Annotated in this window: 22 protein-coding genes and 1 pseudogene; 9 read left to right on the top strand and 14 right to left on the bottom strand. The window is 68.5% G+C overall.

All coding sequences use genetic code 11. The features are described 5' to 3' along the window. Window positions 1–165: 165 nt before the first annotated feature. Window positions 166–1532, bottom strand: a pseudogene (locus HYU53_07215) (IS3 family transposase). A gap of 210 nt (window positions 1533–1742) precedes the next feature. Here HYU53_07215 and HYU53_07210 point away from each other — a divergent pair. Further along, window positions 1743–2765, top strand: a complete 1023-nt coding sequence (locus HYU53_07210; protein ID MBI2220984.1) for a recombinase zinc beta ribbon domain-containing protein — start codon at window positions 1743–1745, stop codon at window positions 2763–2765. Window positions 2766–2836: 71 nt separating this feature from the next. Here HYU53_07210 and HYU53_07205 read toward each other — a convergent pair whose 3' ends face one another. Continuing rightward, on the bottom strand, window positions 2837–3268 hold the full coding sequence (locus HYU53_07205) for a helix-turn-helix transcriptional regulator (protein ID MBI2220983.1): 432 nt from the start codon (window positions 3266–3268) through the stop codon (window positions 2837–2839). Between the two features lie 31 nt (window positions 3269–3299). Between HYU53_07205 and modA the strand changes: the two genes are divergently transcribed. The 4 genes from modA to HYU53_07185 are packed head-to-tail and all read left to right on the top strand — an operon-like array spanning window position 3300 to window position 7700. Beyond that, complete coding sequence (gene modA / locus HYU53_07200; protein ID MBI2220982.1) at window positions 3300–4064, top strand: molybdate ABC transporter substrate-binding protein; 765 nt, start codon at window positions 3300–3302, stop codon at window positions 4062–4064. Beyond that, window positions 4061–4741 carry a molybdate ABC transporter permease subunit gene (gene modB, locus HYU53_07195; GenBank protein ID MBI2220981.1) on the top strand — a complete coding sequence of 227 codons (681 nt, stop codon included), beginning with the start codon at window positions 4061–4063 and terminating at the stop codon, window positions 4739–4741. Before modA ends, modB begins: the two co-directional genes overlap by 4 nt. After that, complete coding sequence (locus tag HYU53_07190) at window positions 4714–5364, top strand: ATP-binding cassette domain-containing protein (protein ID MBI2220980.1); 651 nt, start codon at window positions 4714–4716, stop codon at window positions 5362–5364. Before modB ends, HYU53_07190 begins: the two co-directional genes overlap by 28 nt. A gap of 20 nt (window positions 5365–5384) precedes the next feature. Beyond that, a complete protein-coding gene (locus tag HYU53_07185; protein MBI2220979.1) occupies window positions 5385–7700 on the top strand; it encodes a carbohydrate binding family 9 domain-containing protein in 2316 nt (771 codons plus the stop codon). Window positions 7701–7707: 7 nt separating this feature from the next. Here the strand turns inward: HYU53_07185 and HYU53_07180 are convergent, their stop codons facing one another. The 3 genes from HYU53_07180 to HYU53_07170 all read right to left on the bottom strand — a co-directional run bounded on the left by HYU53_07180 (window position 7708) and on the right by HYU53_07170 (window position 13810). Further along, window positions 7708–9060 carry an amidohydrolase family protein gene (locus tag HYU53_07180; protein ID MBI2220978.1) on the bottom strand — a complete coding sequence of 451 codons (1353 nt, stop codon included), beginning with the start codon at window positions 9058–9060 and terminating at the stop codon, window positions 7708–7710. Between the two features lie 14 nt (window positions 9061–9074). Next, entirely contained in the window at window positions 9075–11756 is a 2682-nt protein-coding gene (locus tag HYU53_07175) for an amidohydrolase family protein (protein ID MBI2220977.1), read from the bottom strand. A gap of 68 nt (window positions 11757–11824) precedes the next feature. Next, entirely contained in the window at window positions 11825–13810 is a 1986-nt protein-coding gene (locus HYU53_07170) for a S9 family peptidase (GenBank protein MBI2220976.1), read from the bottom strand. A gap of 161 nt (window positions 13811–13971) precedes the next feature. Between HYU53_07170 and HYU53_07165 the strand changes: the two genes are divergently transcribed. Next, on the top strand, window positions 13972–14331 hold the full coding sequence (locus HYU53_07165) for a hypothetical protein (GenBank protein MBI2220975.1): 360 nt from the start codon (window positions 13972–13974) through the stop codon (window positions 14329–14331). Between the two features lie 78 nt (window positions 14332–14409). Here HYU53_07165 and argJ read toward each other — a convergent pair whose 3' ends face one another. From argJ to argC, 5 genes are read right to left on the bottom strand one after another with little or no spacing between them, the layout of a single operon-like run. Beyond that, window positions 14410–15609 (bottom strand): bifunctional glutamate N-acetyltransferase/amino-acid acetyltransferase ArgJ, encoded by a 1200-nt coding sequence (gene argJ / locus HYU53_07160; GenBank protein MBI2220974.1) that lies wholly within the window; start codon window positions 15607–15609, stop codon window positions 14410–14412. Beyond that, complete coding sequence (locus tag HYU53_07155; GenBank protein ID MBI2220973.1) at window positions 15582–16088, bottom strand: GNAT family N-acetyltransferase; 507 nt, start codon at window positions 16086–16088, stop codon at window positions 15582–15584. The genes argJ and HYU53_07155 overlap by 28 nt, the downstream gene beginning before the upstream one ends. Further along, entirely contained in the window at window positions 16085–17272 is a 1188-nt protein-coding gene (locus tag HYU53_07150) for an acetylornithine/succinylornithine family transaminase (protein MBI2220972.1), read from the bottom strand. Before HYU53_07150 ends, HYU53_07155 begins: the two co-directional genes overlap by 4 nt. Continuing rightward, window positions 17269–18084 carry an acetylglutamate kinase gene (gene argB / locus HYU53_07145; GenBank protein MBI2220971.1) on the bottom strand — a complete coding sequence of 272 codons (816 nt, stop codon included), beginning with the start codon at window positions 18082–18084 and terminating at the stop codon, window positions 17269–17271. Before argB ends, HYU53_07150 begins: the two co-directional genes overlap by 4 nt. Then, window positions 18081–19088 carry an N-acetyl-gamma-glutamyl-phosphate reductase gene (argC, locus tag HYU53_07140; GenBank protein ID MBI2220970.1) on the bottom strand — a complete coding sequence of 336 codons (1008 nt, stop codon included), beginning with the start codon at window positions 19086–19088 and terminating at the stop codon, window positions 18081–18083. The genes argB and argC overlap by 4 nt, the downstream gene beginning before the upstream one ends. Before the next feature lie 97 nt (window positions 19089–19185). Here argC and argR point away from each other — a divergent pair, with 97 nt between their 5' ends. From argR to argH, 3 genes are read left to right on the top strand one after another with little or no spacing between them, the layout of a single operon-like run. After that, window positions 19186–19644, top strand: a complete 459-nt coding sequence (gene argR, locus HYU53_07135; GenBank protein MBI2220969.1) for an arginine repressor — start codon at window positions 19186–19188, stop codon at window positions 19642–19644. A gap of 12 nt (window positions 19645–19656) precedes the next feature. Next, window positions 19657–20874: an argininosuccinate synthase gene (locus HYU53_07130; GenBank protein MBI2220968.1), complete on the top strand. Its 1218-nt coding sequence runs from the start codon at window positions 19657–19659 to the stop codon at window positions 20872–20874. Then, a complete protein-coding gene (gene argH, locus HYU53_07125) occupies window positions 20849–22228 on the top strand; it encodes an argininosuccinate lyase (protein ID MBI2220967.1) in 1380 nt (459 codons plus the stop codon). Before HYU53_07130 ends, argH begins: the two co-directional genes overlap by 26 nt. Here the strand turns inward: argH and HYU53_07120 are convergent. The 4 genes from HYU53_07120 to HYU53_07105 form a co-directional block, all read right to left on the bottom strand. Next, window positions 22212–22760 carry an outer membrane beta-barrel protein gene (locus HYU53_07120; protein MBI2220966.1) on the bottom strand — a complete coding sequence of 183 codons (549 nt, stop codon included), beginning with the start codon at window positions 22758–22760 and terminating at the stop codon, window positions 22212–22214. The two genes, argH and HYU53_07120, sit on opposite strands and share 17 nt — an antisense overlap. 93 nt (window positions 22761–22853) lie before the next feature. Continuing rightward, window positions 22854–24263, bottom strand: a complete 1410-nt coding sequence (locus HYU53_07115; protein ID MBI2220965.1) for an amino acid decarboxylase — start codon at window positions 24261–24263, stop codon at window positions 22854–22856. A 113-nt stretch (window positions 24264–24376) separates the two neighbouring features. Further along, window positions 24377–25168, bottom strand: coding sequence for a hypothetical protein (locus HYU53_07110; protein ID MBI2220964.1), 792 nt, complete (start codon window positions 25166–25168; stop codon window positions 24377–24379). 353 nt (window positions 25169–25521) lie between these two features. Then, the gene (locus HYU53_07105) at window positions 25522–26448 is read right to left on the bottom strand and encodes a YihY/virulence factor BrkB family protein (GenBank protein MBI2220963.1); all 927 of its coding nucleotides are present in this window, start codon (window positions 26446–26448) and stop codon (window positions 25522–25524) included. Window positions 26449–26620: the final 172 nt, after the last annotated feature.

The following is a 26620-nucleotide window of genomic DNA, read 5'->3' as shown; positions in this document are numbered from 1 at the left end:
CGTGTCAACGATTTTGAGACAACGTGGTTCAGCAATTTACTGTAGCGACTCCACGGTGCGGATGAGCGTGGTCGATTGATGCTCGAGAGCGACGTGTGATCCGTTGATTCCCCCATGCTGCGGGTCGATCGGGGTGACGATCGTCGCTCCTGGGGCATCCTGGCCGGTCGATTTCGCCGGCGGATTAATCCAAACCGCGTGCGGCAGGATTTCGAGGCGCGGCGGGCCCTGCACGAAGCGCTCGGGATGCGCCGCATAGGCGGCCACGCGCGTGCGGTGCCGGACCTCGAGGGTCGCGGCCGCGCGGCCGTAGTGGACGTCGGCGGGTGTGAGATAGCTCAGCCCGCTGTGATGGTGCGCGTCGTTGTACCACGCGAAGAGATCCCGACTCACGCTGCGGGCGTGTTCGATGCCGCCGAATCGATCCGGAAACTCTGGCCGATATTTGAACGTGCGGAACTGCGCTTCGGAAAACGGATTGTCGTTGCTCACGCGAGGCCGCGAGTGACTCGCGGCGATGCTGAGATCCGAGAAGAGCTCGGCGACGAGCTTGCTGCGCATCGGGGCTCCGCGATCAGCGTGGATGGTCAGTTGATGCGGGCCGATCCCCTGCTTGAGGCACGTCGCGTCGATCAGGCGCTGGGCCAGGCGGGCATTCTCGTGGGCCGCGACCATCCAGCCGACGACGTAGCGACTGAACAGATCGAGGATCACATACAGCGAGTAATAGAGGTACGGGATCGGCCCCTTCAGCTTCGTGATGTCCCACGACCAGATCTGGTTCGGAGTCGTCGCGACGAGCTCGGGCTTCGCGTACGTCGGATGCCGCGCCTGGTCGCGTCGCTCCCGGACTTCCTGCGCGGCGTCCAGGATGCGATACATCGTCCGCGTCGAGCAGAGATACGTCTGTTCCTCGAGCAGCGTGGCCTGGACTTCCGCCGGCGACTGATCGACAAACCGCTCGCTATGCAAGACGTCGAGCACCGTCTGCCGTTCGGCGGGGACCAGCGCGCGCGACGAGGGTTTCCGTGGTCGCGGCGTCGACGACTCGACGGGCCGTCGACGCCGATAGAGCGTCGCGCGCGCAAGACCGACGCTCTGACAGAGCGCCGACGTCTCGCCGGTCGTGGTCACGGCTTCGATGGCGACCATCAGTCGGTCTCGTCGATGTCGAGGGGTTTCAGGGGGATCCCCAGGATCTCGGCAACTTTTTTTTGGAGGGTGATGATTGTCTCCGCCCGCGCCAGTTTTCGCTGGAGGCGGCGGTTCTCGACTTCGAGTTGTTTCACGCGCGGATCGACCGGCTTGGGCGTCGGTCCGCGCGTGCGCGCACGCCCGGCGACGAGCTCGCCCTGCTCGCGCTGACGTCGCCAGTTCACCAGGTGCGAACTGTAGAGGCCCTCGCGGCGCAACAGCGCGCCAACCTCCCCGGGCTTCTTACACGCATCGGCTTCCCTGAGGATGCGACGCCGGTACTCCGCGGTGAACTGTCGGCGTTGAACCTTCGCTGGCACTTCAGGGTCGGGGCTGCTCGCGCGCGACGTGGCAGAGAGGTCGGAGACTCCGGTCGCCCTCCGGGCTCCCTCCGCCTCCGACCCCTCCGCCACGTCGATCTCCACTGCTACTGGCATACGATTCATCCATCGAACCCTCCCCGCCCCTACACTAATCTCACTCGGGAGGTTGTCTCAGAGATTATTGGCACAGGGGGGTTGGCGACAGGGCGGTACACGAAGCAGGAAGTGATCGCACGCGCGACCGCGGCGGGGTTGCGAAGCCGGAAGGGCCTGACGTTGTCGCCACAGAGCTTCGGGCAGATGATGCGAAACCCGATCTACATCGGGAAGATTGAGAGCCCGGACTACGGCGTCTCGACACAAGGAGACTTCGAGCCGGTCGTGGATGAGGCGACGTTCTACCGTGCGCAGGCTGTGCTCGACGGCCGCGTCGTGGTCTCCGGCCCGCGACAGCGGAATCATCCCGATTTTCCGCTGCGTGGTTTCGTGCGCTGCGACGCCTGCGGCCGCCCGTTGACGGGCAGCTGGTCGAAAGGGCGCAACGATCACTATGCGTACTACCACTGCCAGCGCCAGTGCCGAGCGGTGAACGTGGGCAAGGCGGCACTCGAAGGCGCGTTCGTCGACGAACTGGCACTCTTGCAGCCGACGCCCGGCTACATGCGGCTAGTGAAGGATCGCATCCTTCACGTTTGGGAGCAGCGGTGTGCGGAAGCGAACGAGCGGACGACGGAACAAGAACGCCGGGTCAAGGTGATCCAGCAGAAGCTCGACCGGCTTGACGAAGTGTTCCTCTACTCCGAGTCAATCGACCTCACCAGCTACAGCCGCCAACGCGACAGGTTGCGCGAGGAACTGACGCTCGCCAAGATCGAGCATCACACCGAAGCGGTTGACGAACTCGACGTACAGGGCATCCTGGCCTTCGCAGAACGGGTTTTACCGCGCGCGGCGGACTTGTGGGTTCAGGCTTCTCTGAATCAGAAGCAGCGCCTTCAGCAGCTGTTCCTGCCCGAAGGAATCGCGTTCGACGGGAATCGATTCAATCGAACCGCCGTAACAGCACCACTTTTCAGCTACTTGGCGCCGTCTGAGAGTCCTGATGAAAGAGTGGCGAGCCGCGTAGGAATCGAACCTTCAACCCGCAGATTGAAGTTCGACGCGGCGACGTCCACAGGATGCCGTCGTTTCGGGAACGTGCGCGACGCGGGACGCACTTTTGCTCGCATTCCTATCCAAAAACATTAAACTCCTCCCTTTCGAGGTTCTGCTTCCTGAGTATTCCGCGGTGGGAGATGGGTTACATTCCAAAGCGATAGCTACTCTTCTCTGGCGATCATCACTTCCGTCGCTTTGACGATGGCGATCGCCGCGTCGCCGCGCCGGAGCTTCAGCTCGTCCACGGCATCGCGCGTGATGATGGCCGTCAGCGACTGCTGTCCGATGCGCAGCTTCACCTGCGCGAGGACGCCGTCCACGCGCACTTCTTCGATCGTGCCCCGCAGCTGATTTCGGCCGCTGATCGCGACGACGGCGCCTGGCCGGCGCCGGGCGGTGACGGGCTGCGCCGGCGCGCCGCGCCGCAACAGCAGCCGGTCGACCTCGCTCTCGGGGACGCGGTGGTGCCCGCCGTCGGTGCGGACGGTGCGGATGCTCCCCTTGTAGATCCACTGCTTGATCGTCGGATAGCTGACGCCAAGCCGCTCGGCAGCGTCCCGGACCGACAGCATCCGGACAAAGCTGTTTGCCATACCGTCTCGAATCATACTAAATTGCATATCCATGTATCCATGGGTATCCGCCCTCGCCGTTGCCACGGCCTTGGCGGCCGGCGGGACTCCCCCCGCCTCGTCGTCGCTGCTGGTTTCAGCCGCCGTGAGCCTCACCGAGGCGCTGGCCGACTGCGCGGCTGCGTTCGAGGCGCGCACCGGCCAGGAGGTGAACTTCAACTTCGCGGCGTCCAACGCGCTCGCGCGCCAAGTCGTTCACGGGGCGCCGGTCGACGTGTTCATCAGCGCGGACGAAGCCCAGATGGAAGTCGCCGATCGCGCCGGATCGCTGCGCGCCGGCTCCCGCGTGGCGATTGCCGGCAATACCCTGGCGGTGATCGTGCCCGGCCGCGGCGCCGGGAGGTGGCCGGAACCTTCCAGACTGCTGTCGCCGCGCGTCCGCCGGATCGCGGTGGGCGATCCACGGGCGGTGCCCGCGGGCGTGTATGCGATGGCGTGGCTCCAGCGGATCGGGATGAGGCAGCCCCTCCAGGATCGACTGGTGCCCTCCGGCAGCGTCCGGGGTGCGCTCGCGCTCGTGGCGGGCGGAGCGGTCGACGCAGGGATCGTGTATCTCACCGATGCGCGGACCTCGCACCAGGTCGCCGTCGTCTACGAGGTGCGCGGCCCGGGCGCGCCGTCCATCCTGTACACCGCGGCCGTGACGCGCCAGTCCGGAAACCCGCGTGGCGCGCGCGCGTTTCTCGAGTTTCTGCGGGAGATGGCGGGCCAGCAGATCCTGGCGCGGTACGGGTTCACGCCTCCGCCGGCTTCATGACGGGCGACCTCGTTCAGCTGACCGCGTTCACGCTGGCGTGCGCGGCGCTGTCCACGCTGGTCGCGTTGCCTTTTGGCATCGCGCTCGCGTGGTGGCTCGCCCGCGGCGGCTCTCGCGGCCGGGCGCTCGTCGAGACGCTGGTGACGCTGCCGCTCGTGATGCCGCCGGTGGCCACCGGCCTGATTCTCCTGCAGCTGCTCTCGCCGAATGGGCCGATCGGCGCGGCGCTGCAGCGCGTCGGCATCGAGATCGTCTTCACGTGGCGCGCGGTGGTGGTGGCGATGGCATTGATGGGATTGCCGCTGCTCGTGCGGACCGCGCGCGCGGGCTTCGAGCACGTGGATCCCCGCTACGAGCAGATCGCGCGGACGCTGGGGGCGACGCCCACGCGCGCGTTCCTCAGCGTGACGCTGCCGCTCGCGACCCGGAGCCTCGTTGCCGGTGCGGTGCTCGCCTTCGCGCGGTCCCTTGGCGAGTTCGGCGCCACGATCATGGTGGCCGGCAGCATTCCCGGCCGCACCCGGACGCTGGCCACGGCGATTTACACCTACGCGGAAAGCGGCATGGATCGTCAGGCGATCATCCTGCTGGCGATCTCGGCCGCCGTGTCGTTTGCCGCGGTCTTCTATTCAAACCGGTTGCTGGAATCGTGGTACTCGACTTCGACATCGCGCTGACGCAGGGTTCGTTCAGCCTCGAGGCCGCGTGCGCGTCGACTTCGCGGAGCCTCGCCCTGTTTGGGCCGTCCGGCTCCGGCAAGACGACGCTGGTGGAAGCGATCGCGGGGCTCCGGCGTCCCGACCGCGGTCACGTGCGCGTCGGCGGCCGGAAGCTGTTTTCCTCGACGGAGGGGGTCGACGTCCCGGTGCACCGCCGCCACGTCGGTTACGTCCCCCAGGACCTGGCCCTGTTCCCGCACATGAGCGTCCGCCGGAATGTCATGTATGGCGCGGGGCGCGGCGCCGTGTCGAACTTCGAGCGCGTGACGTCCGTGCTCGAGATCGGCCCCCTGCTGCCGCGCGCGGTCCGCGATCTTTCCGGCGGCGAGCGCCAGCGCGTCGCCCTGGCGCGCGCGCTCATGTCGTCGCCCGACCTGCTCCTGATGGACGAGCCCCTGGCCTCGGTGGACGCGCCGCTCCGCCGCCGCATCGTCCCCTACCTCCAGCGCGTCCGCGATGACCTGAAGGTGCCGGTCGTCTACGTCTCGCACGACGAGGAGGAGGTGCGGGCGATCGGCGAATGGATCCTGACGCTCGCGCAGGGGCGCGTCATAAGGTCGGTGGGCGTCGGCGGGTTCTGATACGATCCGACATCTCTTCCTTGCCCGCTCCCATCCCCGTGCTCAAGGTGGTCGTGCTGGCGGTGTCGATCTTCCTGGCGTGTACGGCACCCGCCCGCGCCCAGATGTCCGCGTCGGATTCGACAGGCCCCTCGCACGTGGACCCCGGTGCCGCCGACATCCTGGACGTCAACGCGATCGATCCGGAGACGTTCCTGGCGATCGCCGCGCGTCTGCCGGAGGGGCAGGCACCGGAGATTGACGGCCGCCTGAACGACGAGGTCTGGCAGCGCGCGCCGGCCATGGGCCGGTTCGTCCAGCGCGAGCCGCGCTTCGGCGCCGCGTCAACCGAACGGACCGAGTTCCGGATCCTCTACGACTCCCGCACGATTTACTTCGCGATCTGGGCGTACGATTCCCAGCCGGACGGGATCCGCGCAACGGAGCTGAAGCGCGACGCCGGGCTGAGGCGCGGCGATCAGATCAAGATCGTGATCGACACGTTCCACGATCACCGCAACGCGTTTTCCTTCGCCACGAACCCGCTCGGCGCGCTGAAGGACGCCCACTTGGCGGAGAACAGCCGTACGATCAACTACGACTGGAACGCCGTGTGGCGCTGCCGCACCAGCCGTGACGCCCGCGGCTGGTACGTCGAGATCGCGATTCCCCTCAACCAGCTCCGCTTCCGGATCTCACCCGGCGAAACCACGTGGGGGCTCAACGTGTGCCGCATCATCATGCGCAAGAACGAGGAGACCTACTGGGTGCCGTTTCCGCGGGAGTGGGGATCGAACGGGCTCGGCCGGATGTCGCACGCCGGCGTGCTGACCGGGCTCAGCGGGCTGTCGTCGCGCCGGCGGTTCGAGCTGATGCCGTTCGTCTCGCCCCGCGTCGGCCGCAATTACGAGGCGGAGTCGCGGGCCGCCGCCACTGCGGATTACGGCGCCGACCTTCGCGTGGGCCTGACGCCGGACCTCATCGCCGACCTCACGGTGAACACCGACTTCGCCCAGGTGGAGGCGGACCAGGAGGTCGTCAACCTCTCGCGCTTTCCCATCTCGTTCCCCGAGAAGCGGCAGTTCTTCACGGAGAGCGCGGGCATCTTCGATTTCGGCGGCAGCGGGTCGAACCTCCTCGGCGGGGATGGTGGGGGAGGGGGCGCGCGCGGCCTGCTGCCAGTCTTCTACTCGCGCCGGATCGGGCTCGCCGAAGGGGGCGCGGTGCCCATCGCCGGGGGCGGCAAGATCACGGGGCGGGTGGGGCAGTTCGCCGTCGGCCTGATGAACATCGCCACGGAGGCGGCCACCGTCGAAACCGACGACGGCACGGTCGACGTGCCGCGGAGAAACTTCACCGCGTTCCGGATCAAACGGCCGGTTCTTTCGCAGTCCTCCGTCGGCGCCATCTTCCTCAACCAGCAGGGAGGCGGGTTCAATCGATCGGCGGGCGTCGACGGCGCGTTCACTCTCGGCCGCAGCACCGTGATGACCGGCCTGCTCGCCAGGACGATGACGTCAGGGTCGCGTGGCCGCGACATGGCCGGAGCGTTTGACATCGACTGGAAGACCGATCGGTACAACGCAGGCGCCACCTACCTGGACGTGCAGGAGCGGTTCAACGCCGAAATGGGTTTCATCCGGCGGACGGACATTCGCAATCTGTCGGCGAGCGCAGGCTGGACTCCGCGTCCGAAGTGGCCCGGCGTGCGGCAGGTGCAGACGCGGGTGGCGGTGGACTACTTCGAAAACCACGCGGGGCGCGTCGAGTCGCGCCAACACCGGTTCTCATTCGATCTGAATCGCCAGGACGGTTCCAACCTGAGTTTCGACTTCGAGGGCAACTACGATTTCCTGCCTGAGGCGTGGGAGCTGGGAGCGGGCGCGCTCGGCGTGGGGGGCTATCGCTGGAACGAGTATCGCGCGGGCGTTTCGACCAACCAGTCACGCCGCGTTTATGGCGGCGGCAACGTGGGCTGGGGCGGGTACTACGACGGCGGCCGCCAGACCTATCGCGCCAGCTTCAATTTCATTCCGGTCGACACCCTGCTGTTTGAGACCAGCTACACGCGGAACCGCCTCACGCGGCGAGACGTCCGCCCGTACGTCACGAACACCCTCAGCGCCCGCGCGAGCTACTCGTTTTCTCCGGCGCTGTTTCTGAAGACGTTCGTTCAATACAACGACGATCGGAAGCTCGCCACGCTGAACGTCCTGCTGTGGTACATCTACAGGCCCGGGAGCGATCTGTACGTGGTCTACGACAACGGCTGGAACACCGGGCTTCCCGGCGCGAAGACCTACCGCGTCAGGAACCGGTCGCTGACCGTGAAGATGACCTGCTGGATCAGCCGCTGACGGAAGGCTACCGTGCACCGCGCCGCGCCGGCGCCGCGGGCGCTTCGTCGATCGCAACCGGCCGCCCGTCGACGAACACGTGCTTCACCTTCGCTTGCTCGTCGAAGATGTCCCCCTGGGTAACCACGAGGTTGGCAATCTTGCCCTTCTCGATCGAGCCGAGCCGATCGGAGACGCCGGCGATCCGTGCCGCGTTGATCGTGAGGGCGCGGATCGCAGCCTCGGCGGCCAGCCCTTCCCTGACCGTTTTCGACGCGTTCTTCACGAAGTCCTTCGGCTCCTTGAGACCGTCGGATCCGAATGCGAAGAGCACGCCGGCCTTTTCGAGCGCCGCCGGCGTCCGCGCCGCGCCGGCCCGCGCGCGCAGGGCTCGCAGGGGCTCATCGGCCCCGGGAGCCAGCGCCTTGGGGCGCGACGGGTAGTTCAGGCTGTAGATCACGCGGGCGCTCCGCGCTTTCAGATCGGCGGGCACCGTGTCTGCCTCGAGACCGCCCACGATGATCGGGTCGAGGTTGAACTGCTGCGCCATGCTCAACGCGCGCAGCACCTCGCGCCCCTCGTCGGCGTCGAACGCCACCGGCAAGCTTCGGTTGAGCGCCGGCTGCAGCGCGTCGAGCGCCGGCTCGTGGACAGGTCTCGGCACGCCCACGCCCTTCACCCTCGTGTAGTGCTCCACGGCCGCGCGGTGGTGCTGCCCATCGAGAAATGCCTGGCGGACGAACGCAATCACCCCCATCAGCGACGCCGGGTATGCGTCTCCCGGACGCGGGTTCGGCGTGAACTCGACGTGCAGTGCCACGGGCGACTTGAGGATGACGAGCCCGCGTCTTGGATCGGCCACGGCGCCGATCTGGGCCTCTTCGGGCGGTGCCATGACGTTCACGAGCGCGCTGCGCCCCTTCACGACCTGCCCGGACGGCGTCGCGAGCACGGTAGTAATGCCGGCTGACGCCAGCTTTCGCAGGTCAGGCGCATCGACCTTCACGTACTCGGCGGCCTCGAGCTGCGGCCGAAGAATCGTGCCGCGCTTCCATCGCTCGACTTCCTCCGTCGTCTTCAGGTCGCGCGGCTGCTCCTGACGCGGGATCTCGGCGGCCGCGGTGTTCGCCATGTCGATGAGCCCGGGATACACGGTCAGGCCGGCGCCGTCGATCACGCGCGCGCCGGCGGGAGGCTGCACGTCGCCGCCCACCGCCTCGATGAAGCCGTCGCGGATGACTACCGTACCCGTCGCGAGCGGTGCTCCGGCCGCGGTGACGATGCGGGCGCCCTTGATGGCGTACACGCCCGGCGCGTCGGCACGCGCCGCAACGGCGCACGCCGTAGCGAGCAGCGCAGCGGTGAGAATGCTCCGGGGCATCGTGTTGGCCATTGCTACGGCCTCGCCGTGTAGCGCTCGTACAGCGCCTCGTGCTTGTTTCCGAGATCGACGTTCCGCCCGGCGATCACCACCGCGGAGACCGGCGTGCGGACCTCGAGCGGGTCTCCCTTCGCGACGAGCAGGTTCGCGTCCTTGCCTGGCTCGATGCTGCCGAGCCGATCGGCGACGCCCAGGATCTCGGCGGCGGCGATCGTCAGCGCCCTGATCGCGTCCTCGCGCGAGAGCCCCCACGCAACGGACTGCGCGGCGTGGTACGGGACCTGCCGCACGTTGGAGTTGTCACCGGTGGCGAACGCGATCTTCACGCCCGCGCGCACGAGCTCGCCCGCCGCCTGGTAGGTGGACGCGTGGAACATGTCCTCGCGGGTCGGCAGCGTCAGCACCGGGCCGAGGATGACCGGGATGTTCTTGTCTTTCAGCAGCGACGAGACGAGCGGCGCCTCCAGGCCACCGGTGATCACGATCCTCACCCGCGCGCGATCGGCAAACGCGACGGCATCGCGGATGTCCTGCTCCCGGTTCGCCGCGGTGAAGAGCGGCAGGCGCCGCTCCACGATCGGCACCAGCGCCTCGAGCGCCCAATCGAGCCGCCGCTGCTCCTTCGGCACATTCGCGTACGCGCGGGCGTCGTCCAGCAGCCTGGCGAGGCGGTCGAGCTTTTCGTCGCGCTCTTTCTTCAGCTCGTCGTAGCCACGATCGTCCGGCGGCGCGCCAAAACCGCCGAACCCGCCGGTCCGGCCGATCGTGGGAAACTGGAAGCTGACTCCGGCGACCGGCTTCACCGCGTTCTCCTCCCACGTCCAACCCTCGAGATTCACGACCGCAACCTGGCCGCCGAGGATGCCGCCTGACGGTACGACTGCAACAGAGGTCACGCCATTTGCGCGCGCGACGGGGATGGCGTCGCTATCCGACTGGTACGCGACGATGGCGCGCATGTGCGGGTTGAACTCGAGCATTTCGTTCACGTCGTCGAAGCCGCGGGGGCCGGGCTCGGCGAGCCCGAGCGTCGTGCGTGCGTTGATCCAGCCGGGATACACATCAGCGCCCGCCGCGTCCATCGTCTTCGCGCCGGCCGGGACGGTCACGTTCGTCCCGACCGCCTCGATCTTCGAGCCGCGGATCAGGATCGTGCCACGCTCGATCGTGGCGCCGGTGACCGGATGAATGCGGGCGTTGGTGATCGCCCAGATCCGTGAAGCCGGCACTTCGGGCCGCTGTGGGGGCTGCTGTGGGGTGGACCCATCGGACTGTTGCGACGCGGACCCTTCGGGTCCGCCCGGCGAGCCCGAAGGGCCCGCCCCGCCGGCGCCAGGGCTCGCTCCGCCCATATCCTTTTCCGCCGCGACGAGCGTCGTCTTCTCCTTCTGCAACTCGGTCAGCTTGCGTTCTTCGACGTGGCGGTCGTAGTACGCAATGCCGTCGATGTACGCGCGCTCGACGATGGCGTAGGAGCTGAGTGGGTGGCGATTCCAGATGACGAAGTCGCCGTCCTTGCCCGCCTCGAGCGATCCGATCCGGTGCGCGAGCCGCAGCTGCTTCGCGGGATTGATGGTGACGAGCGCGAGCGCCTCGTCTTCGGTCAGGCCGCCCCAGTGCATTGATTTGGCGGCCTCGGTGTTGAGGCGCCGCGAGTGCTCGGCGCTGTCGGAGTTGATGGAGACGAGCACGCCTTTTCGCACCATCAGCGCGGCGTTATGCGGGATCGCGTCTTCCGCCTCGATCTTGTAACCCCACCAGTCGGAGAACGTGGACGCGCCTGCGCCGTGCGCCGCGATCTCCTTCGCGACCTTGTAGCCCTCGAGCACGTGCTGGAACGTCGCGATCGTGAAGCCCATCTCGTCGGCGAGCCTGATCAGCATCAGGATCTCGTCGGCGCGGTAGCAGTGCGCGTGAACGAGGCGCCTGCCCTCGAGGATCTCGACGAGGGGCTCGAGCTGCAGGTCGTGCGCCGGCGGCACGGCGTCGGGCGTCGAGGTCTTCTTCTTCTCGTACTCCTTCCACGCCGCCTGGTAGGCTTTCGCGCGCGTGAACGCGTCGCGGATGACGTACTCGACGCCCATCCGCGTGATGGGATAGCGGCGGGGGCCGGTCTGCCCGAACTGGCGCATGTCCTTCGGGTTTTCGCCGAGCGCGAACTTGATGCCCGGCATGGCGCCCTCGAGCAGCAGTTCCTCGGGGCGCGTCTTGCCCCATCGCAGCTTGAGCACCGCGTTCTTGCCGCCAATCGGGTTCGCAGACCCGTGCAGGACGTTGACGGTCGTCGTGCCGCCGGCGAGATCGCGGTAGATGTTCACATCGGTGGGATCGATGACATCTTCCATGCCGGTCATCGAGCTGACGGTCGTCCCCCCTTCGTTGATCGAATCAGCGGCGATGTGGGAGTGGGCGTCGATGATGCCGGGCGTCACGAACGTGCCGGTGCCGTCGATTACCTCCGCGCCGGGCGGGATCGGGACGTTCGCGCCGACAGCGGCGATCTTCCCGTCCCGGACCACGAGCGTGCCGTTCTGGATCGTGCCTTTCGTGACCGTCAGGATCGTCGCGCCCCTGACGGCGACCGTTGTGCCACCGCGCGCGGGTTGCGCGTAGAGACTCCGCCAGCCCGCGGTCGACACCAGCACGGCGACGACGGCTATCGCGAGACCCGGACGTTTCGCGTTGGACCACCCCACGAATTCCTCCCCCGGCACAATCACCGCGGAAACCGCAGAAGACGCGGCCTCAGGCCTGTCAGAAATCTTCAGCGCGTCCCGCGGCTTGCCCGTCCCCAGAAATGCGTGTCGAACCACTCAAGGTTGTGTTCCATTGCCGCGCGCACCGCTTTGGGCTTCGTCAGCCCGTGGCCGAACCCCTTGTATACGACGAGCCGGGTCGGTACGTTTCGGTCGCTGAGCCCCTGATAGAGCTCGTACGCGTTGGGAATTGGCACCCGCGCATCGTTCTCGCCGTGTTGGATGAGCGTCGGCGTGCGCGCCTGCTTGATGTAGGTGATGGGCGACGTCGTGCGGTAGATGTCGGGATCGTCCCACGGCGTGGACTTGAGGTACATGCGCGTGAACGGGTGGATGTCGGTGTTCACGTAATACGTCATCCAGTCGGAGATGCCGGCTCCAACCGAGATCGCCTTGAAGCGCGCGCTGTCGTGCGTGGCGAGGAACGCCGAGATGTAACCTCCCTGGCTCCAGCCCATCGCACCCACTCGCGCGCCGTCCACCATCCCCTGCGCGATCAGGAAGTCGATGCCGCTCACGACGTCCCACGCGTCGCCGACGCCCAGGTTGCGGACGTTGAGGGACCGGAACTTCTCGCCGTACCCCGCGCTCCCGCGGTAGTTCGGCTCGAGCACGAGAGCCCCGCGCGCGAGCCACATGTCGATCGGATAGACGTAGGTCGAACGGAACGGCGCAGGGCGCGACACGCCCGTGGGTCCGCCATGGATCACGACCAGCAGCGGATACCGCCGGCCGGCCTTGAAGTCCGCGGGCCTGTGCAGCACCCCTTCGATCTTCGCGCCGTCCTTGCTCGCCCACGTGACGACCTCGCTCGTCCCGAGCTGCCAGCCCTCGAGCTGCGCGCCCAGGCTCGTGAGCTTCTTCGCGTTCATCGCGGGAAGGTCGGCGATGAAGATCTCCGGGTACTGAGTTGCCGTGCTCGCGGTATATGCCGTGCGCGTGAAGTCCTTCGAGAAGGTGAAGCCGGACGCGATGGCCTGCGGATCGTGCGGGAGCTTCGTCACCTGCTTCGCCGCAACGTCGATCCGGTAGAGATGCGCCCATGTGCGGTCCGAGGCCGAGAAATAGATCCCGTCGGGCGACCACGCGATCGGCGCCGCGTCCTCGTCGAAGCCGCGCGTCAGGACGTCGATGGCGCCTCCGCTCGCGGGAATGGTCGCGATCAAATCGTTCGTATAGTAGAAGGCCGGGTGCGCCATCGACGTGGCGAACGCGATCCGCGTCCCGTCGGGCGACCATTCGGGGCGCGTGTCGGGGCCTTCCTGTGTCACGAGCCTGCGGACCTCGGCGCTCGCGACGTCCACGATCGAAATGTCCGCGCTGCCGCTGTTCGAGGGATCCTCGTCGATCCGGTGATCGAACGCGATCGCTGCGCCGTCGGGCGACCACCGGAAGCCGCCCACCGCGAGCTGCCCGCTGGTGAGCCGCCTGGATTGCTTCGTCGCGACGTCGATCACCCACAGGTGCGTCTGCCGGCGATCTTCGTCCACGATGGCGAACTCTCCGTACCTCCTGTCCCGGTCCTTTGCCGACTGCGGCTTCGGCTCGGACGCCGTGAACGCGATGCGCGCGCCGTCCGGCGACCACGAGAAGCCCTCCACGCCGTCTTCCGCGGAGGTGAGCGCCTGGGCTTCGCCGCCCATCGGATCGATGAGATAGATCTGACGCTTGTCGCTGCGGTCCGACGCGAACGCCAGGCGGCTGCCGTCGGGCGACCAGGCAGGCGACGTCGACGATTTCTTCCCGCGCGTCAGTTGGCGGCTCGTCGTCGTCCTGGCGTCCGCCAGCCAGATCTCCGTGTCGAAGGCGTTCTCTTCCCAGTCCGTCTCGCGGACCATGTACGCCACCCACTGGCCGTCGGGCGAGATCGCGGCGCCGGAAGCGCGCTTCAGCTCGACCATCTGGTCCACCGACGGCACGATCTTCTCCGCCGACTCGACGGCGGAGGGCAGCGACGAGAGCAGAACGAATGTCAGAGCGATGGTTCGTTTCATGGGAGCCCCCGGCGACGATCCGGCCCCTGCCGACGCGGCGCGTTTCTGGATGAACGGCGCATCGGGAATACGTGCGAGCGGGCGGGGTGTATCAACGTCCAGCCGGAGGCGCTAGTATATTCGGGTTCCACATCCGGAGCAGCAGTAGGAGGAGCAAAGCGATGCGTAGAATTCTTGCAGTGGTCGGCGCGATGGCGGTCGCCGTAGTCACCTCGGCACCGCTTCTGGCCGATGCGACGACGGTCAAGGGGGAAGTGGTTGACGTGCAGTGTCACGCCAAGAAGGCGGAGAACACCGGCGCCGACCACGAGAACTGCGCGCTGAGCTGCGCCAAGCGCGGCGCCAAGATGGGCGTGCTCACCAGCGATGGGGTGTATGTGCTCGCCGGCGAGTACACGGCAGAGAACAACAAGAAGCTGCTGCCGTACGTCGCGAAGGTCGTCACGGTCACCGGCGACGTGACCGAGCAGGACGGGCAGAAGACGATCAACGCCACGAAGATCGAGACCGACATGAAATAGATCCTGCACGGCAGGTTCCGCGCGGTGGGTTCTGACGCACGATTCAGAACCTGCCGTGCAGAACCTGCCGTCTCGAACCTACGTCCGGTATTCGCCGTTGATTCGAACGTATTCGGCGCTCAAATCGCACGTGTAGACGACCGCCTCGCCCGGGCCGTCGCCCAGGCCGGCCTGAATCGAGACGTCGTCGCGCGACAGGAACCGCGCGGCTTCGGCGGCACGCTCATCGTGCGGGCGTCCGTCCGAGAACAGCACGACGGGGCCGATGGTGACCGTCGCCCGGCGCGGATCAAACGGGACTCCCGCGCGGCCCGCGGCGGCAAGAATGCGGCCCCAGTTCGGATCGGCGCCGTGGATCGCGGTCTTCACGAGCAGCGAGTTGGCAATCGTCCGCGCCACTTTCCGCGCCTCCTCGTGGGAGGGCGCACCCGTCACGCGGACCGACACGGTGCGCGTGACTCCCTCCCCGCCGCGCACGATCGCGAGCGCCAGCTCGCGGCACACCGAGGTCAGCACGCCGACAAACGCGGGCAACTCCGCCGAGCCGATGGCGACGCCGCTCGCACCGCTCGCGAGCGCGAACACGGTGTCGTTCGTGGACGTATCGCCGTCGATCGTGATGGCGTTGAACGTCGTGGCGCACGCCTCACGGAGCGCCTTGTCGAGCAGCGCGCCGTCGATCACGACGTCGCTCGTGAGCACCGCGAGCATGGTGGCCATGTTCGGCTCGATCATCCCGGCGCCCTTGGCGATGCCGCCGACCCTGAACGTGCGGTTGCCGATCTGTCCCTCGGCGGCCGCCTCCTTTGGCCCGCGATCGGTCGTCATGATCGCGCGCGCGGCGTCGAGGTGCGCCTCGACGCTGAGCCTCGCGACGCTGTTCGACAGACCGGCCTTCACTTTTCCTGCATCCAGCGCCACGCCGATGACGCCCGTCGACGCCACGAGGATCTGCTCGGGCGCGGCGCTGAACACGTGCGCGGCATGCGCCGCCGTCGCCCGCGCCACCTCGAGACCCTCGTCGCCCGTGCAGGCGTTGGCGCAGCCGCTGTTGATCACGACGACGCGCGCGAACCCGCCGCTCCGGCGCAGGTGATCCTGCGAGACGAGGACCGGCGCCGCCTTCACCAGGTTGGTGGTGAACAGCGCGGCGGCCGTTGCGGGCCGGTCGCACGCGACCACCGCGAGATCCAGGTTGGCAGGTTTGATGCCGCAGTGCAGGCCCGCGGCCAGGAACCCGAGCGGCGCGGTTACGCCGCGTCCGATCGCCGTTGCCATGAAGCAGAAGCCGCGGGTGCGAGCGAGACCATCAGCGCGTACTGCCCGCAGCTGCGGAAGAGCGGGCAGGCGGCGCAGTCGGCGGAAATCTTCTCGGGCAACCACGCGTGCGGCACGATGGAAAACCCCAGCCGCATGAAGAAGACCGGATGGTGGGCGAACGCGCAGAGCCGGCCGTGACCGTCGAGGCGGGCCCGCCGGTGGAGCGCCGAGACCAGCCTGCCCGCGACCCCGTGGCCGCGCCACGGCTCGTCGACCACGAGCGAGCGCACCTCGGCGACCGACTGGCTGAGACGCACGACTTCACCGCAGCCCGCGATCCGGCCGTCGTGCTCCGCGACGTAGAAGGCCGCGGTCCTCGCGATGCGCGACGAGATGTCGGCGATGGTGCGCGGCAGCAGGTGGCCGCGCTCGCGGTTGGCCTCGACCAGCGCGTGGATCGCCGCGGCATCGTCGGAGCGCGCCGGCCTGACCATCATGACTCGCTCTCCCGCAGCGACGCCTCGAGCAGCTCGACAGCGCGCGAGATCTCCGCCTCGGTGATCACGAATGGCGGCAGCAGCCGCAGCACGGTGCCGGACGTGCGATTGATCAGCAGGCCGCGGCTGCGCGCGGCGTCCACCACCGCCGCCGCATCCCCCTCGATCTCCAGTCCCCACATCAGCCCGGCGCCTCGAACCTCGACGACGCGCGGCACCCGCGCGGCCAGCGCGTGGAGTTCGCGCTCCAGCACGGCGCCCATCGCCTTCACGCGGTCGAGCAGGCCGCGGTCGATCAGCTCCTCCAGGAAGGCGAGCGCCGCACGGCACGCGAGCGCGTTGCCGCCGTACGTGCTGCCATGATCGCCTGGCTGCGCGGCATCCGCGACGCGGTCGCTGAAGAGCGCGGCGGCAACGGGGAAGCCCGCGCCGAGCGCCTTGCCGATCGCCATCAGATCGGGGGAGATCCCCAGCGTGGGGGACACGAATGGCACGCCGGTGCGCCCCAGGCCGCACTGCACTTCGTCGGCGATCAGCAGCGCGCCGGTCCTCGCGCAGGCCTCGCTCACGGCGGCGCCAAACTGCTTCGTGAGTGGACGGACGCCCCCCTCGCCCTGGATCGGTTCGAGGATGACGGCGGCCGTCGTCTCGTCCGCGGCCGCGAGCAGCGCGTCGGGGTCGAGCGGCGAGACGAATCTCACCGCGCCGACGAGCGGCGCGAACGGGTCGCGGTAGTGCGCGTCCCACGTCACTGACAACGCACCCATCGTGCGGCCGTGGAAGGAATGCTCGAGCGCGACGAACGTGTTCCGGGAGGCGCCCTGCGAGTACCAGTACCGCCGCGCGAACTTGAGGCAGGTTTCCACCGCCTCGGCGCCGCTGTTGCACAGAAAGACGCGCGAGAGCCCGGAGAGCTGCGCGAGCCGCTCGGCCAGCGGCGCCTGGAACGGGTGATGGAACAGGTTCGACGTGTGGCTCACCACCGCCGCCTGTTCGGCAATGGCCGCCGCCACACGAGGATGCGCGTGCCCGAGGGCGTTCACGCCGACGCCCGAAATGAAATCGAGGTACGCGTTCCCGGCGGTGTCGTAGAGCCAGGCTCCCGCGCCGCGATTGAACGTCATCTCCGGGCGGCGGTACACGCCGAGCAGTCGATCCGATGCGGTGGTCGCCGCAGTGCTCACGAAGCCCTCCCCGGGGCGTGGCTGGAACGTCCAACCGAAAGGACCACGCGAGTCCCGCCGGCAGGCAGCCGGCCCGCGCGGCCGTTGAGAATGCGCACGTCGGCCACGCCGCAGGCGCTCGCGCGCGTGCACGCGTCGAGCTTCGCCGCCATGCCGTCGCGGGCGGCGCCGCTGCCGACGAGCGCCTCGGCGTCGGCGTGGGACAGCGTCGCGATCGTGGCGCCGACGGCATCGAAGACGCCATCGGTGCCGCCGAGCACGTACAGCCGCGCCGCGCGAAGCGCGATGGCGAGATGCGACGCCGCCACGTCTGCGTTGACGTTCAGCACATGCCCCTCGGCGTCCACCCCGAGGCTGGCCACGACCGGCACAAACGCGTTGTCGCACAGCACTCGCAGCACCGCCGTGTCGCCCTCCGGCACGGGCTGCCCCACGTGCCCGAGGTCCACCATGACGCCGGACTGCGCGCGCGCGCGCGGCGCACGCCGGGAACGGAGCAACGCGCCATCCACGCCGCTCAGGCCAACCGCCCTGACGCCCGCGGCACCGAGCGCCGCGACCAGGCGCGTATTGATCGTGCCGGCCAGGACGCCGACCGCCGCCGCGAGCGCGTCCGCGTCGGTCACCCGGATGCCGTCGACGAGCTGCGGCGTCCCGCCGCGTCGCGCGACCTCGGCGCTCAGCTCGCGGCCGCCGCCGTGCACGACGACGAGCGGCCCGTCCTGCGCCGCGTGCCGCACGTGCTCGACCACGGACCGCATGTCGTGCGGCGTCTCGAGCAGCTCCCCCCCGATCTTGATGATCGTCGTCACATCAGTGCCAGCCGCTCGTCGTAGCCGAGCGCCACGTTGAAGACCTGCACGGCCTGCCCGGCCGCGCCCTTCAGCAGATTATCGAGGCACGAGACGAGGACGACGCGCCGGGCGCCGGCCGACTCGTCGACCCGCCAGCCGATGTCGCAGAAATTCGTGTGCGCGACGTGCTTGATTTCGGGCAGCGTCTCCCCTCCGAGCCGTACGAACGGCGCGTCCGCGTACGCCTCCTCGAGCGCCGCGGCGACGTCCCGCGCGCCGGCGCCGGGGCGCAGCCGCGCGTAGATCGTGCTGAGAATGCCGCGGTCGAGCGGCACCAGGTGCGGGACGAACGTGACGTCGCAGCCGAGCGCCTGCTCCATTTCAGGAACATGACGGTGGCCGAACACGCCGTAGGCCGACACCGATCCGTGGCACTCGGAGAAGTGCGTCCGTTCCGAGGCACCTTTGCCGGCGCCCGACACGCCGGACTTCGCGTCGATGACGACGCCGGTCGACGGGTCGAGCAGGCCGCGCCGCACGAGCGGCATCAGCGGCAGCAGCGATGCGGTGGGATAGCAGCCGGCGCACGCCACCAGTTCGGCCGCCGCCAGCTCGGCGCCGTCGACGACCTCCGGCAGCCCGTAAACGGCCCGGCGCGGCACGGCGGTGGTTTCCGGATACCAGCGCCGGCGGATCGCCGCATCGGCGAGGCGGAAGGCGCCCGACAAATCGATGACTCTGACCCCTCGTGAGACGAGGCCCGGCGCGATCTTCGCGGCGGCCGCTTCGGGCAGCGCCAGGAAGGCGACGTCGGCATCGGCGAGGGCCTCTTCGTCGAACGCCCCGATCTCGCCGTCCCAGACGCGCGCGAGGCCGGCCGGGCGCGTGCCGTCGGAGGCGGCCGACGCCATGGCCGCCCTCACCGACGCGTGCGGGTGCCGCGCCAGCAGCCGCAGGAGTTCCCGCCCGGCATAGCCGGTGGCGCCGGCCACGGCGACACGGGTGCTTGCATAAGTATTCACAATCAGGGATAATTATGCACACGTGCCCGGGGCAACGCAAGTCCGATCGCGGGCGGAAGGGCGGGCGGGGCCGGGCGCTATACTGGCCCGGTCAGGCATGAAGTCCTACCGCCAGTCGGTCATTCTCGAAATCATCGAGCGGGAACCGGTCACGAGCCAGGAGCAGCTCAGAAAGCGGCTCCGGGCCCGGGGCGTCGAGGCGACACAGGCGACGCTGTCGCGCGACATCAAGGAGCTGCGGCTCGTCAAGGCCGCGGCGGACGGCTCGTACCATCGCGCGGCGGACGCGGCCACCCCGGTCGATCCGTCCGAGAAGGACGACGCCGTCAGGCGCGCCGTGAGCGAGTACCTCAGGCGCGCCGAGCCGGCGCAGCAGATCGTCGTGCTGCGCACCGACCCCGGCCAGGCGCAGATCCTCGGGATCGCGCTCGACCGTGCGTCGCTCGATGAGGTAGTCGGCACCGTCGCGGGCGACGACACGCTGTTTGTCGTCACGCGCGATGCGCGCCAGGCGCGCGCGCTGTGCCGGCGATTTGAGAACTGGTTGAAAGAGTAAGCGGAGGACCTGATGCGGATTGTGCTGGCGTATTCCGGCGGACTCGACACTTCGGTCGCCATCCCCTGGCTGGCGGAAAAATACGGCGCGGAGGTCGTCGCCGTGACGATGGACCTCGGGCAGGGCAGGGAGCTCGACGACATCCGCGAGCGCGCGATCGCCGTGGGCGCCGTCCGCGCGCACGTGCTCGACGTGCGCGAGGAGTTCGCCCGCGACTTCATCGTGCCGGCGCTGCAGGCCGGCGCGATCTACGAGGACCGCTACCCGCTCGCCACGGCGCTCGGCCGTCCGCTCATTACGAAGCACCTCGTGCGCATCGCCGAGCTCGAGGGGGCGACAGCCATCGCGCATGGCTGCACCGGCAAGGGGAACGACCAGGTGCGCATGGACGTGTCGGCCCGCGCGCTCAATCCGGCGATCCGCGTGATCGCTCCGGCGCGCGAGTGGGGCATGACGCGTCCCGACGAGATCGAGTACGCGCGGGCGCGGGGCATCCCGGTGCCCGCGACGATCGCGAGCCCCTACAGCACGGACGCGAACCTCTGGGGACGCTCGATCGAGTGCGGCGTGCTCGAGGATCCGTGGTGCGAGCCGCCCGAGGAAATCTACGCGCTCACGAAGGGACCCGCCGAGTGCCCGAACGAGCCCGCCTACCTCGAGATCGAGTTCGCGGCGGGCGTGCCCGTCGGCATCAACGGCGTGCCGATGTCGCTCGTGGAGCTGATCGGCAGCATCGAGACGATCGCGGGGGCGCACGGCGTCGGCCGCATCGACATGGTCGAAAACCGCCTCGTCGGCATCAAGTCGCGCGAGATTTACGAGGCCCCCGCGGCCTCCGTCCTGCACGCGGCGCACAAGGAGCTCGAGAAGCTCGTCATCCCGCGCGACCTCGAGCGCGTGAAGCACGACATGGCGCGCCTCTACGCCGACCTCGTCTACAACGGGCTCTGGTTCACGCCGACGCGCGAAGCGATCGACGCCTTCACCGCGAAGGTCCAGGAGCGCGTCACCGGCGTCATCCGCGTGAAGCTGTTCAAGGGGAACTGCACGGTGGTCGGCCGCAAGTCGCCGTTCGCGCTCTACGAGCACGCGCTGGCGACCTACGACGCCGGCGACCTGTTCGACCACAGCGCCGCCGAGGGCTTCATCAAGATCTGGGGGCTGCCCGTGGAGACGGCCGCGCGCAAGAAGGTCGGGACGGAGCATGCCGCTCTGGTCGGGAAGATTTGAATCCGCGCCGGACGCGGATCTGCTCGCGTTCGGCGCGTCGTTCGGGTTCGATCGGCGCCTCTTCGACGACGACATGACCGGCAGCCTCGCGTGGGCCGGCGCGCTCGCGGCAGCGGGCGTGATCCCGCGCGAGGACGCCTCCACCCTCCAACAGGCCCTGCGCGAGCTGCGGGACGCGGTCCGCGCCAATCCCGCGCTCCTGGACGGCCCGCACGAAGACGTCCACTCCTTCGTCGAGCACGAGCTGGTCGGCCGGCTCGGCGACCTGGGGCGGCGCCTGCACACCGGGCGGTCGCGCAACGAGCAGGTGGCGCTGGATTTCCGCCTCTACCTCCGTCGGAGGATCCCGGTCGTCCAGGCGGAGCTGCGCGGCCTCGTCGCCGCGCTGGTCGAACAGGCCGAGCGGGCCGCCGGCACGGTCATGCCCGCCTATACCCACCTGCGGCGGGCGCAGCCGGTGCTCGTCGCGCACTACTTCCTGGCACACGTGGCGGCGTTGCAGCGCGACGACGGGCGGCTCGCGCAGGCGCGCGCCGACGCCGACGCTATGCCGCTCGGGTCGGGGGCCGTCGCCGGCACCAACTACGACGTGGATACCGCCGCGCTCGCCAGGGAGCTCGGGTTCTCGCGCGTCGTGTCGAACAGCCTCGACGCGACATCGGACCGCGACTTCGTCTCGTCGTTCCTCCACGCCTGCGCGCTGCTCGCCGTCCACCTGTCGCGGATTGCCGAGGATCTGATCCTGTTTTCCGGCGAGGAGTTCGGCTATTTCGAGCTCGCCGATGAAGTGTCGACCGGCAGCAGCCTGATGCCTCAGAAGAAGAATCCAGACCCGCTCGAGCTTGTCCGCGGGAAGGCGGGACGCGTGATCGGCCGGCTCGCAGGATGGCTGTCCACGATGAAAGGGCTGCCCTCGGGCTATAACAAGGATCTTCAGGAAGACAAGGAGGCGGCATTTGACGCGGAGGACACCGTGCTCCCGTCCATCCGCGCCTGCACGCGGGTCGTCGCGACGTTGAAGCTCGACGCCACTCGCACGAACGCCGCCGCCGAAGGCCTGCTGGCCGCGACCGAAGTGGCGGATTACCTGGTCGAGAAGGGCGTGCCGTTCCGCACGGCGCATGAAACGGTGGGAGGGATCGTTCGCGCGCTGGTCGCGTCAGGCCGCGACTTTCGCGCCCTGACGCTCGAGGAATGGCGCGCGTACGATCCGCGGTTCGATGCGGACATTGCCGCGCGCCTGACCGGCGCACGAGCCGCGGCGTCGAAAAAAACGCCGCAGTCCACGGCTCCCGCGGCCGTGGCTGCGGCGATCCAGCAGGCGCGCGCCTGGCTCGCTAGCCGCCAAACCTGAACGTCACGCCGGCCGTCACGCGCCAGAAATCCAGCTCGCCCAGGTCGAAATCCAGGCCATCGTCGTCGCCGCGGTTCAGCGAGCGGAAGTAGCGCACGTCGCCGCGGATTCCGACATTGTCCGTGAAGAAGCCGGCGATGCCGCCGCCGAGATTGAACCCCCACGAGTTGTCGTCGACGTCGAACAGGTCTCCCGCCTCGTCGATCTTCTCCTTCAGAATGCCGAGACCGCCGACGGCGTACGGGCGGAGACCCGGCCCGGACTGGCCGCCGACCGGCGCGCCGACGATCGCGCTGACCATGAAGGTGGTCACGTTGTTGTCCCCGAAATCGTCGCCGGACGGACCGAAGAAATCCGGCGTGTAACCGAAGTCGAGGTCGAGCCCCACGGCGCCGGCACCCATCCAGGTGAGACCGCCGCCGAAGCTCGTGGTCGAGTCGGCCGTGCTGCCGCCCGTGGCGATGCCGACAAACGGCGTGAACATGATGTCGGCCGAAGCCGTCGACGGCCCGACGGCAACGAGCGCCGTCACAAGTGCTGCTTCTGCAAAAGTACCGATACGCATTGCGAGTCGTTCCTCCTGTCTCCCGCGGAACGGCTGCAAGGCAGGTACCCATGCGAACGTTCACCTGAGCATTTGCTTCATGAGGTCCCACGCGAGACGGACGTGGCGCTCTTCAGTGCGGATGTGCCCGATCGCCAGCCGGAGCGTAAACCGCCCTTGCAGCCGCGTGTGCGAGAGGAACACCTGGCCGCCAGCATTCAGGCGGTTCAGCAGGTCTTCGTTGAAGGCGTCCAGCTCGTCAACCGGAACACCCCGCGGCTTCGCACGGAAACAGACGACGCTGAAGGGTACGGGGGCGAGCAGCTCGAACTCCGGATCGCGGCTGACCCAATCCGCGAAGGTTCGCGCGAGGCGCATGTGCTCCGCGAGGCGCGCCCGCAGACCCTCGGCGCCAAAATGACGCAGGATCATCCAGAGCTTCAGCGCGCGGAACCGGCGGCCGAGCTGCACGCCGGTGTCCATCAGGTTCGTGACCCGACCGGCCTCAGCCGTCTTGAGGTACTCCGGCGTCAGCGAGAACGCGCGTCGAAGCGTCTCCATGCGGCGGCAGTAAAAGGCGCTGAGATCGAACGGCGTGAACAACCATTTGTGCGGATTCACGACGACCGAGTCGGCGCGGTCCGCGCCCCGCAGCACGTGCCCGTAGCCGGGAACCATCGCCGCGACGCCGGCGTACGCGGCATCGACGTGGAGCCAGATGTTCTCGCGGGCGCAGACCTCGGCGATCGCGCCGACCGGATCGACGCTCGTCGTCGAGGTGGTGCCCACGGTGGCGACCGCCGCCATCGGTTCCACGCCCGCGAGACGGTCCTCGTCGATTGCGGCGCGCAGGGCGTCCACGGGCATCCGGAACTCCTGATCGGCAGGAATCTTCCGGAGCGCGTCATGTCCGAGCCCCAATGTCATCACGGCCTTGTCGATCGATGAGTGGGCGTGCTCCGAGCAATAGACACGGTACCGCGGCAGGTCGCGGCCCGGCAGCCCGGACGCGCGCACGCCGGGAACCGCCTGCTCGCGCGCCGCGGCGAGGGCGTGCATCGACGCGATGGACGCCGTGTCGTAGATCACCCCTTCGAACACGTCCGGCAGGCCGATCAGTTGCCGCAGCCATCCGAGCGCCACCTCTTCCAGCTCGGTCGCGGCCGGCGACGTGCGCCACAACATCGCCTGCACGTTGAGCGCGGCAGACAGGAATTCACCCAGCACGCCGGGGGCGCTGCCGGTGATGGCGAAGTACGCGAAGAAGGCCGGGTGGTTCCAGTGAGTGAGGCCCGGGACGATGGTCCGCTCGAAGTCGTCGAGCACGCGATCGAACGGCTCGCCGCGCTCGGGCGGGTGAGCCGGCAGCGCGCCGGCAATCTCGCCCGGCGCAACGCGAGAGAGGACCGGGTAACGGTCGCTGTCCTGCAGGTAATCGGCGATCCAGTCGACCAGGCGGTGAGCATGTCGCCGGAATTCGTCCGGCGGCATGTCGCCCAGGGGAGGAGGTGGTGTCATGGTGGGGCTCAAGGCACGAGGCACTAGCCACGAGGAAGATAACAAATCTCCGGGCGTCGTGCCTTGCCCTGTGCCTCGTGCCTGATCTATCTGTCGACGGCCACCGCCGTGTCCGCCATCAGCCGCACGCTCACGGTTGTTCCAGCGGGCAGGGTCGCGGCGTTTCGGTCGCCCGCGACGAGGACGGCGGTGCCGCCGGCGGCGCCGGCCGTGCCGCCGATGACGGCCCCTTTCGCGCCGCCGAGAATCGCACCGAGGATCGCGCCGCCGACCGCGCTGCCGCCCACCTTCGCGGCGGTTTCGCGCGACGGCGAATCCCCTTCACGCATGACGGCCGTCGTCTGGAGCGCGACGCGCGTGCCGTCGGGGAGCTGCGCGGTGTGAAACCGGACGGCGATGCGCGCGCGTTCCTTGAACTTGCCGCCGCGCTCAACGAGCGTGACCGAGCCGAGCAGCCTGGTGCCGGCAGGGATGGCGACGCGCCCGCCGACCGAGACGTCGCGCGTCACGTGTCCGTCGACGCGGTCTTCCACGCGGGCGCGCTCGCTCGTGACCGCCGTCTCGACCTGCACGCCGATAACCGTGTCGGACGGAACGACGATCTCCTCGAAGCGCGCGGCCTGTGGCGCCGGCGCCGGTTCGTCCGGCGACGCCGCGGCCGGCGCCGGCTCGGCCAGCGCATCCGGTGGCGAGATCGGCGCGGAAACCGGGACGGGTTCGGCCGGGAGGGGCGATGCTGGTGTCCGCGCGACCGGCGCCCGAGAAGCCGTCCGGCGCCGCTGAACGGGCGCTGGCCTGGGTCCGACAACCGGCGCCTCGATCACGATCGGCGCCGGCTCGATCGCCTGGGCGGGCTGCGCCGCGCCATCAGTGGCCACGGGGACCGCGGCAGCGCCGGTTTGTCCGCCGTTCTCAAAAACAGGTGGTTGCGCAGTGGGGTCTGGCACGTTATGACGCATCGCGACGTACGCGCCGCCGGCGGCCGCTGTCATAGAACCGGCCGCGAGCACCGCGAACGCAATGGGTCGGGACCACATGGGTTTTGCTCCTGACGCCTCTGCTGTCAGCAAGAGGTGTGCCCCGCGAATCATGTCGTATTTGCTCGGGATTTCTCGGCTTCGTCCTATTCTCGCCGGGCTGGAGTGCGGCCACCGGAGGACGACGGCCCAAATCGGGGACAGAAAGGGCCGAGGGTGGAGAGCGCGGTGTGCGTTCCGGTGGGGCGGACCCTTCAGGTCCGCCGCCGCGTTCCAAGCGCCAAGGCGGCCGGGATCAGCGCCAGTGCGCCGACGAGCACATCGCTCGGCCGAGCGCCGCGGGCAGCGTGGGCGGTGGACTCCGTCTGTTCAAGCGTGCAGTTGGGCAGCGCCGCGGCCGCGGCTCGGTCAGGCGTCTCGCCCGCCTCTACGCGCGCCTCGTACTCGCGCATCGCGAGCACGCCGATCTTCCTGCGCCGGCCGGGCACCTTTTCGCCCGGCGCCTTTCCGTACGGAGACGCGTGTTCGATTTCCGCGTTCATTTCCGCGCCGATCAGGATGCAGATGCCCGAGACGTAGAACCACAACAGGAGGAGGATCACGCCGGCCAGCGCGCCGTACGTCTCGTTGTAGCTGCCGAAGTTCACCACGTAAAAGCGCAGTCCGAGCGTGGCGATCAGCCACAGTATGGTGGCGAGTACTGCGCCGGGCGTGATCAGCACGAACTCCTGCTCAGCGTCGGGGGCAAAGCAGTACACGAGCGCGAGCGCCGTGACGACAAGCGCGAAGACGATGGGCCACTGCAGGACCTTCCAGGTCCATTCGAAGACCGGCCCGAGATGGAACCACACGGCGGCGCGTTCGGCGAGCTGCGGGCCGGCAATGACGAGGGTGGCGGAGACGAGGATGAAGAGCGCCACGCCGACGGTCAGGGTGACGGCCGTCAGCCGCGTCTTCCACCACGGGCGCGACTCCTCGATGTCGTAGGCGGAGTTGAGCGTGCTGATGATCGAGACCATCGCGCCCGAGCTGCTCCAGATCGTGAAGAGGAACGCGAAGGTGAGGATGCCGCCGTTCTCCTGGTTCGAGATCTTCTTCATCTGATCGAGGAGAAACTGCAGCACGTCGGGGGGCGCCACGCGGCCGATCGTTCTCATCACCTCGTCCATCAGGTTGGCCACCGGGAAAGCTGCGCCGCCATTCCGAGGACGTCGTCCTTGAACACCGCCTCGTTCAGGGTCCGCTTGAAGATCTCGCGCCAGCCGATGGGGATCTGCAAGTGCGCCAGCATACGCGTCCGCGCGGTGCAAGCAGATTGCCATCTGTGTTATAAGCGGGCCACTCCTGAGGAGG

The organism is Acidobacteriota bacterium (genome assembly GCA_016184105.1).
Lineage (GTDB): Bacteria > Acidobacteriota > Vicinamibacteria > Vicinamibacterales > 2-12-FULL-66-21 > JACPDI01.
Note: the sequence above shows the minus strand (reverse complement) of the source record. Positions and strands in the feature narration are given on the sequence as shown.

Coding starts and splice junctions, on each gene's coding strand:
- HYU53_07115 (MBI2220965.1), bottom strand. CDS start 24,263: ATGCCGCCGGACGAATTCCGGCGACATGCTCACCGCCTGGTCGACTGG.
- HYU53_07205 (MBI2220983.1), bottom strand. CDS start 3,268: ATGGCAAACAGCTTTGTCCGGATGCTGTCGGTCCGGGACGCTGCCGAG.
- HYU53_07130 (MBI2220968.1), top strand. CDS start 19,657: ATGCGGATTGTGCTGGCGTATTCCGGCGGACTCGACACTTCGGTCGCC.
- modA (MBI2220982.1), top strand. CDS start 3,300: ATGTATCCATGGGTATCCGCCCTCGCCGTTGCCACGGCCTTGGCGGCC.
- argR (MBI2220969.1), top strand. CDS start 19,186: ATGAAGTCCTACCGCCAGTCGGTCATTCTCGAAATCATCGAGCGGGAA.
- HYU53_07155 (MBI2220973.1), bottom strand. CDS start 16,088: ATGATGGTCAGGCCGGCGCGCTCCGACGATGCCGCGGCGATCCACGCG.
- HYU53_07165 (MBI2220975.1), top strand. CDS start 13,972: ATGCGTAGAATTCTTGCAGTGGTCGGCGCGATGGCGGTCGCCGTAGTC.
- HYU53_07180 (MBI2220978.1), bottom strand. CDS start 9,060: ATGCCCCGGAGCATTCTCACCGCTGCGCTGCTCGCTACGGCGTGCGCC.
- HYU53_07170 (MBI2220976.1), bottom strand. CDS start 13,810: ATGAAACGAACCATCGCTCTGACATTCGTTCTGCTCTCGTCGCTGCCC.
- argH (MBI2220967.1), top strand. CDS start 20,849: ATGCCGCTCTGGTCGGGAAGATTTGAATCCGCGCCGGACGCGGATCTG.
- modB (MBI2220981.1), top strand. CDS start 4,061: ATGACGGGCGACCTCGTTCAGCTGACCGCGTTCACGCTGGCGTGCGCG.
- argJ (MBI2220974.1), bottom strand. CDS start 15,609: ATGGCAACGGCGATCGGACGCGGCGTAACCGCGCCGCTCGGGTTCCTG.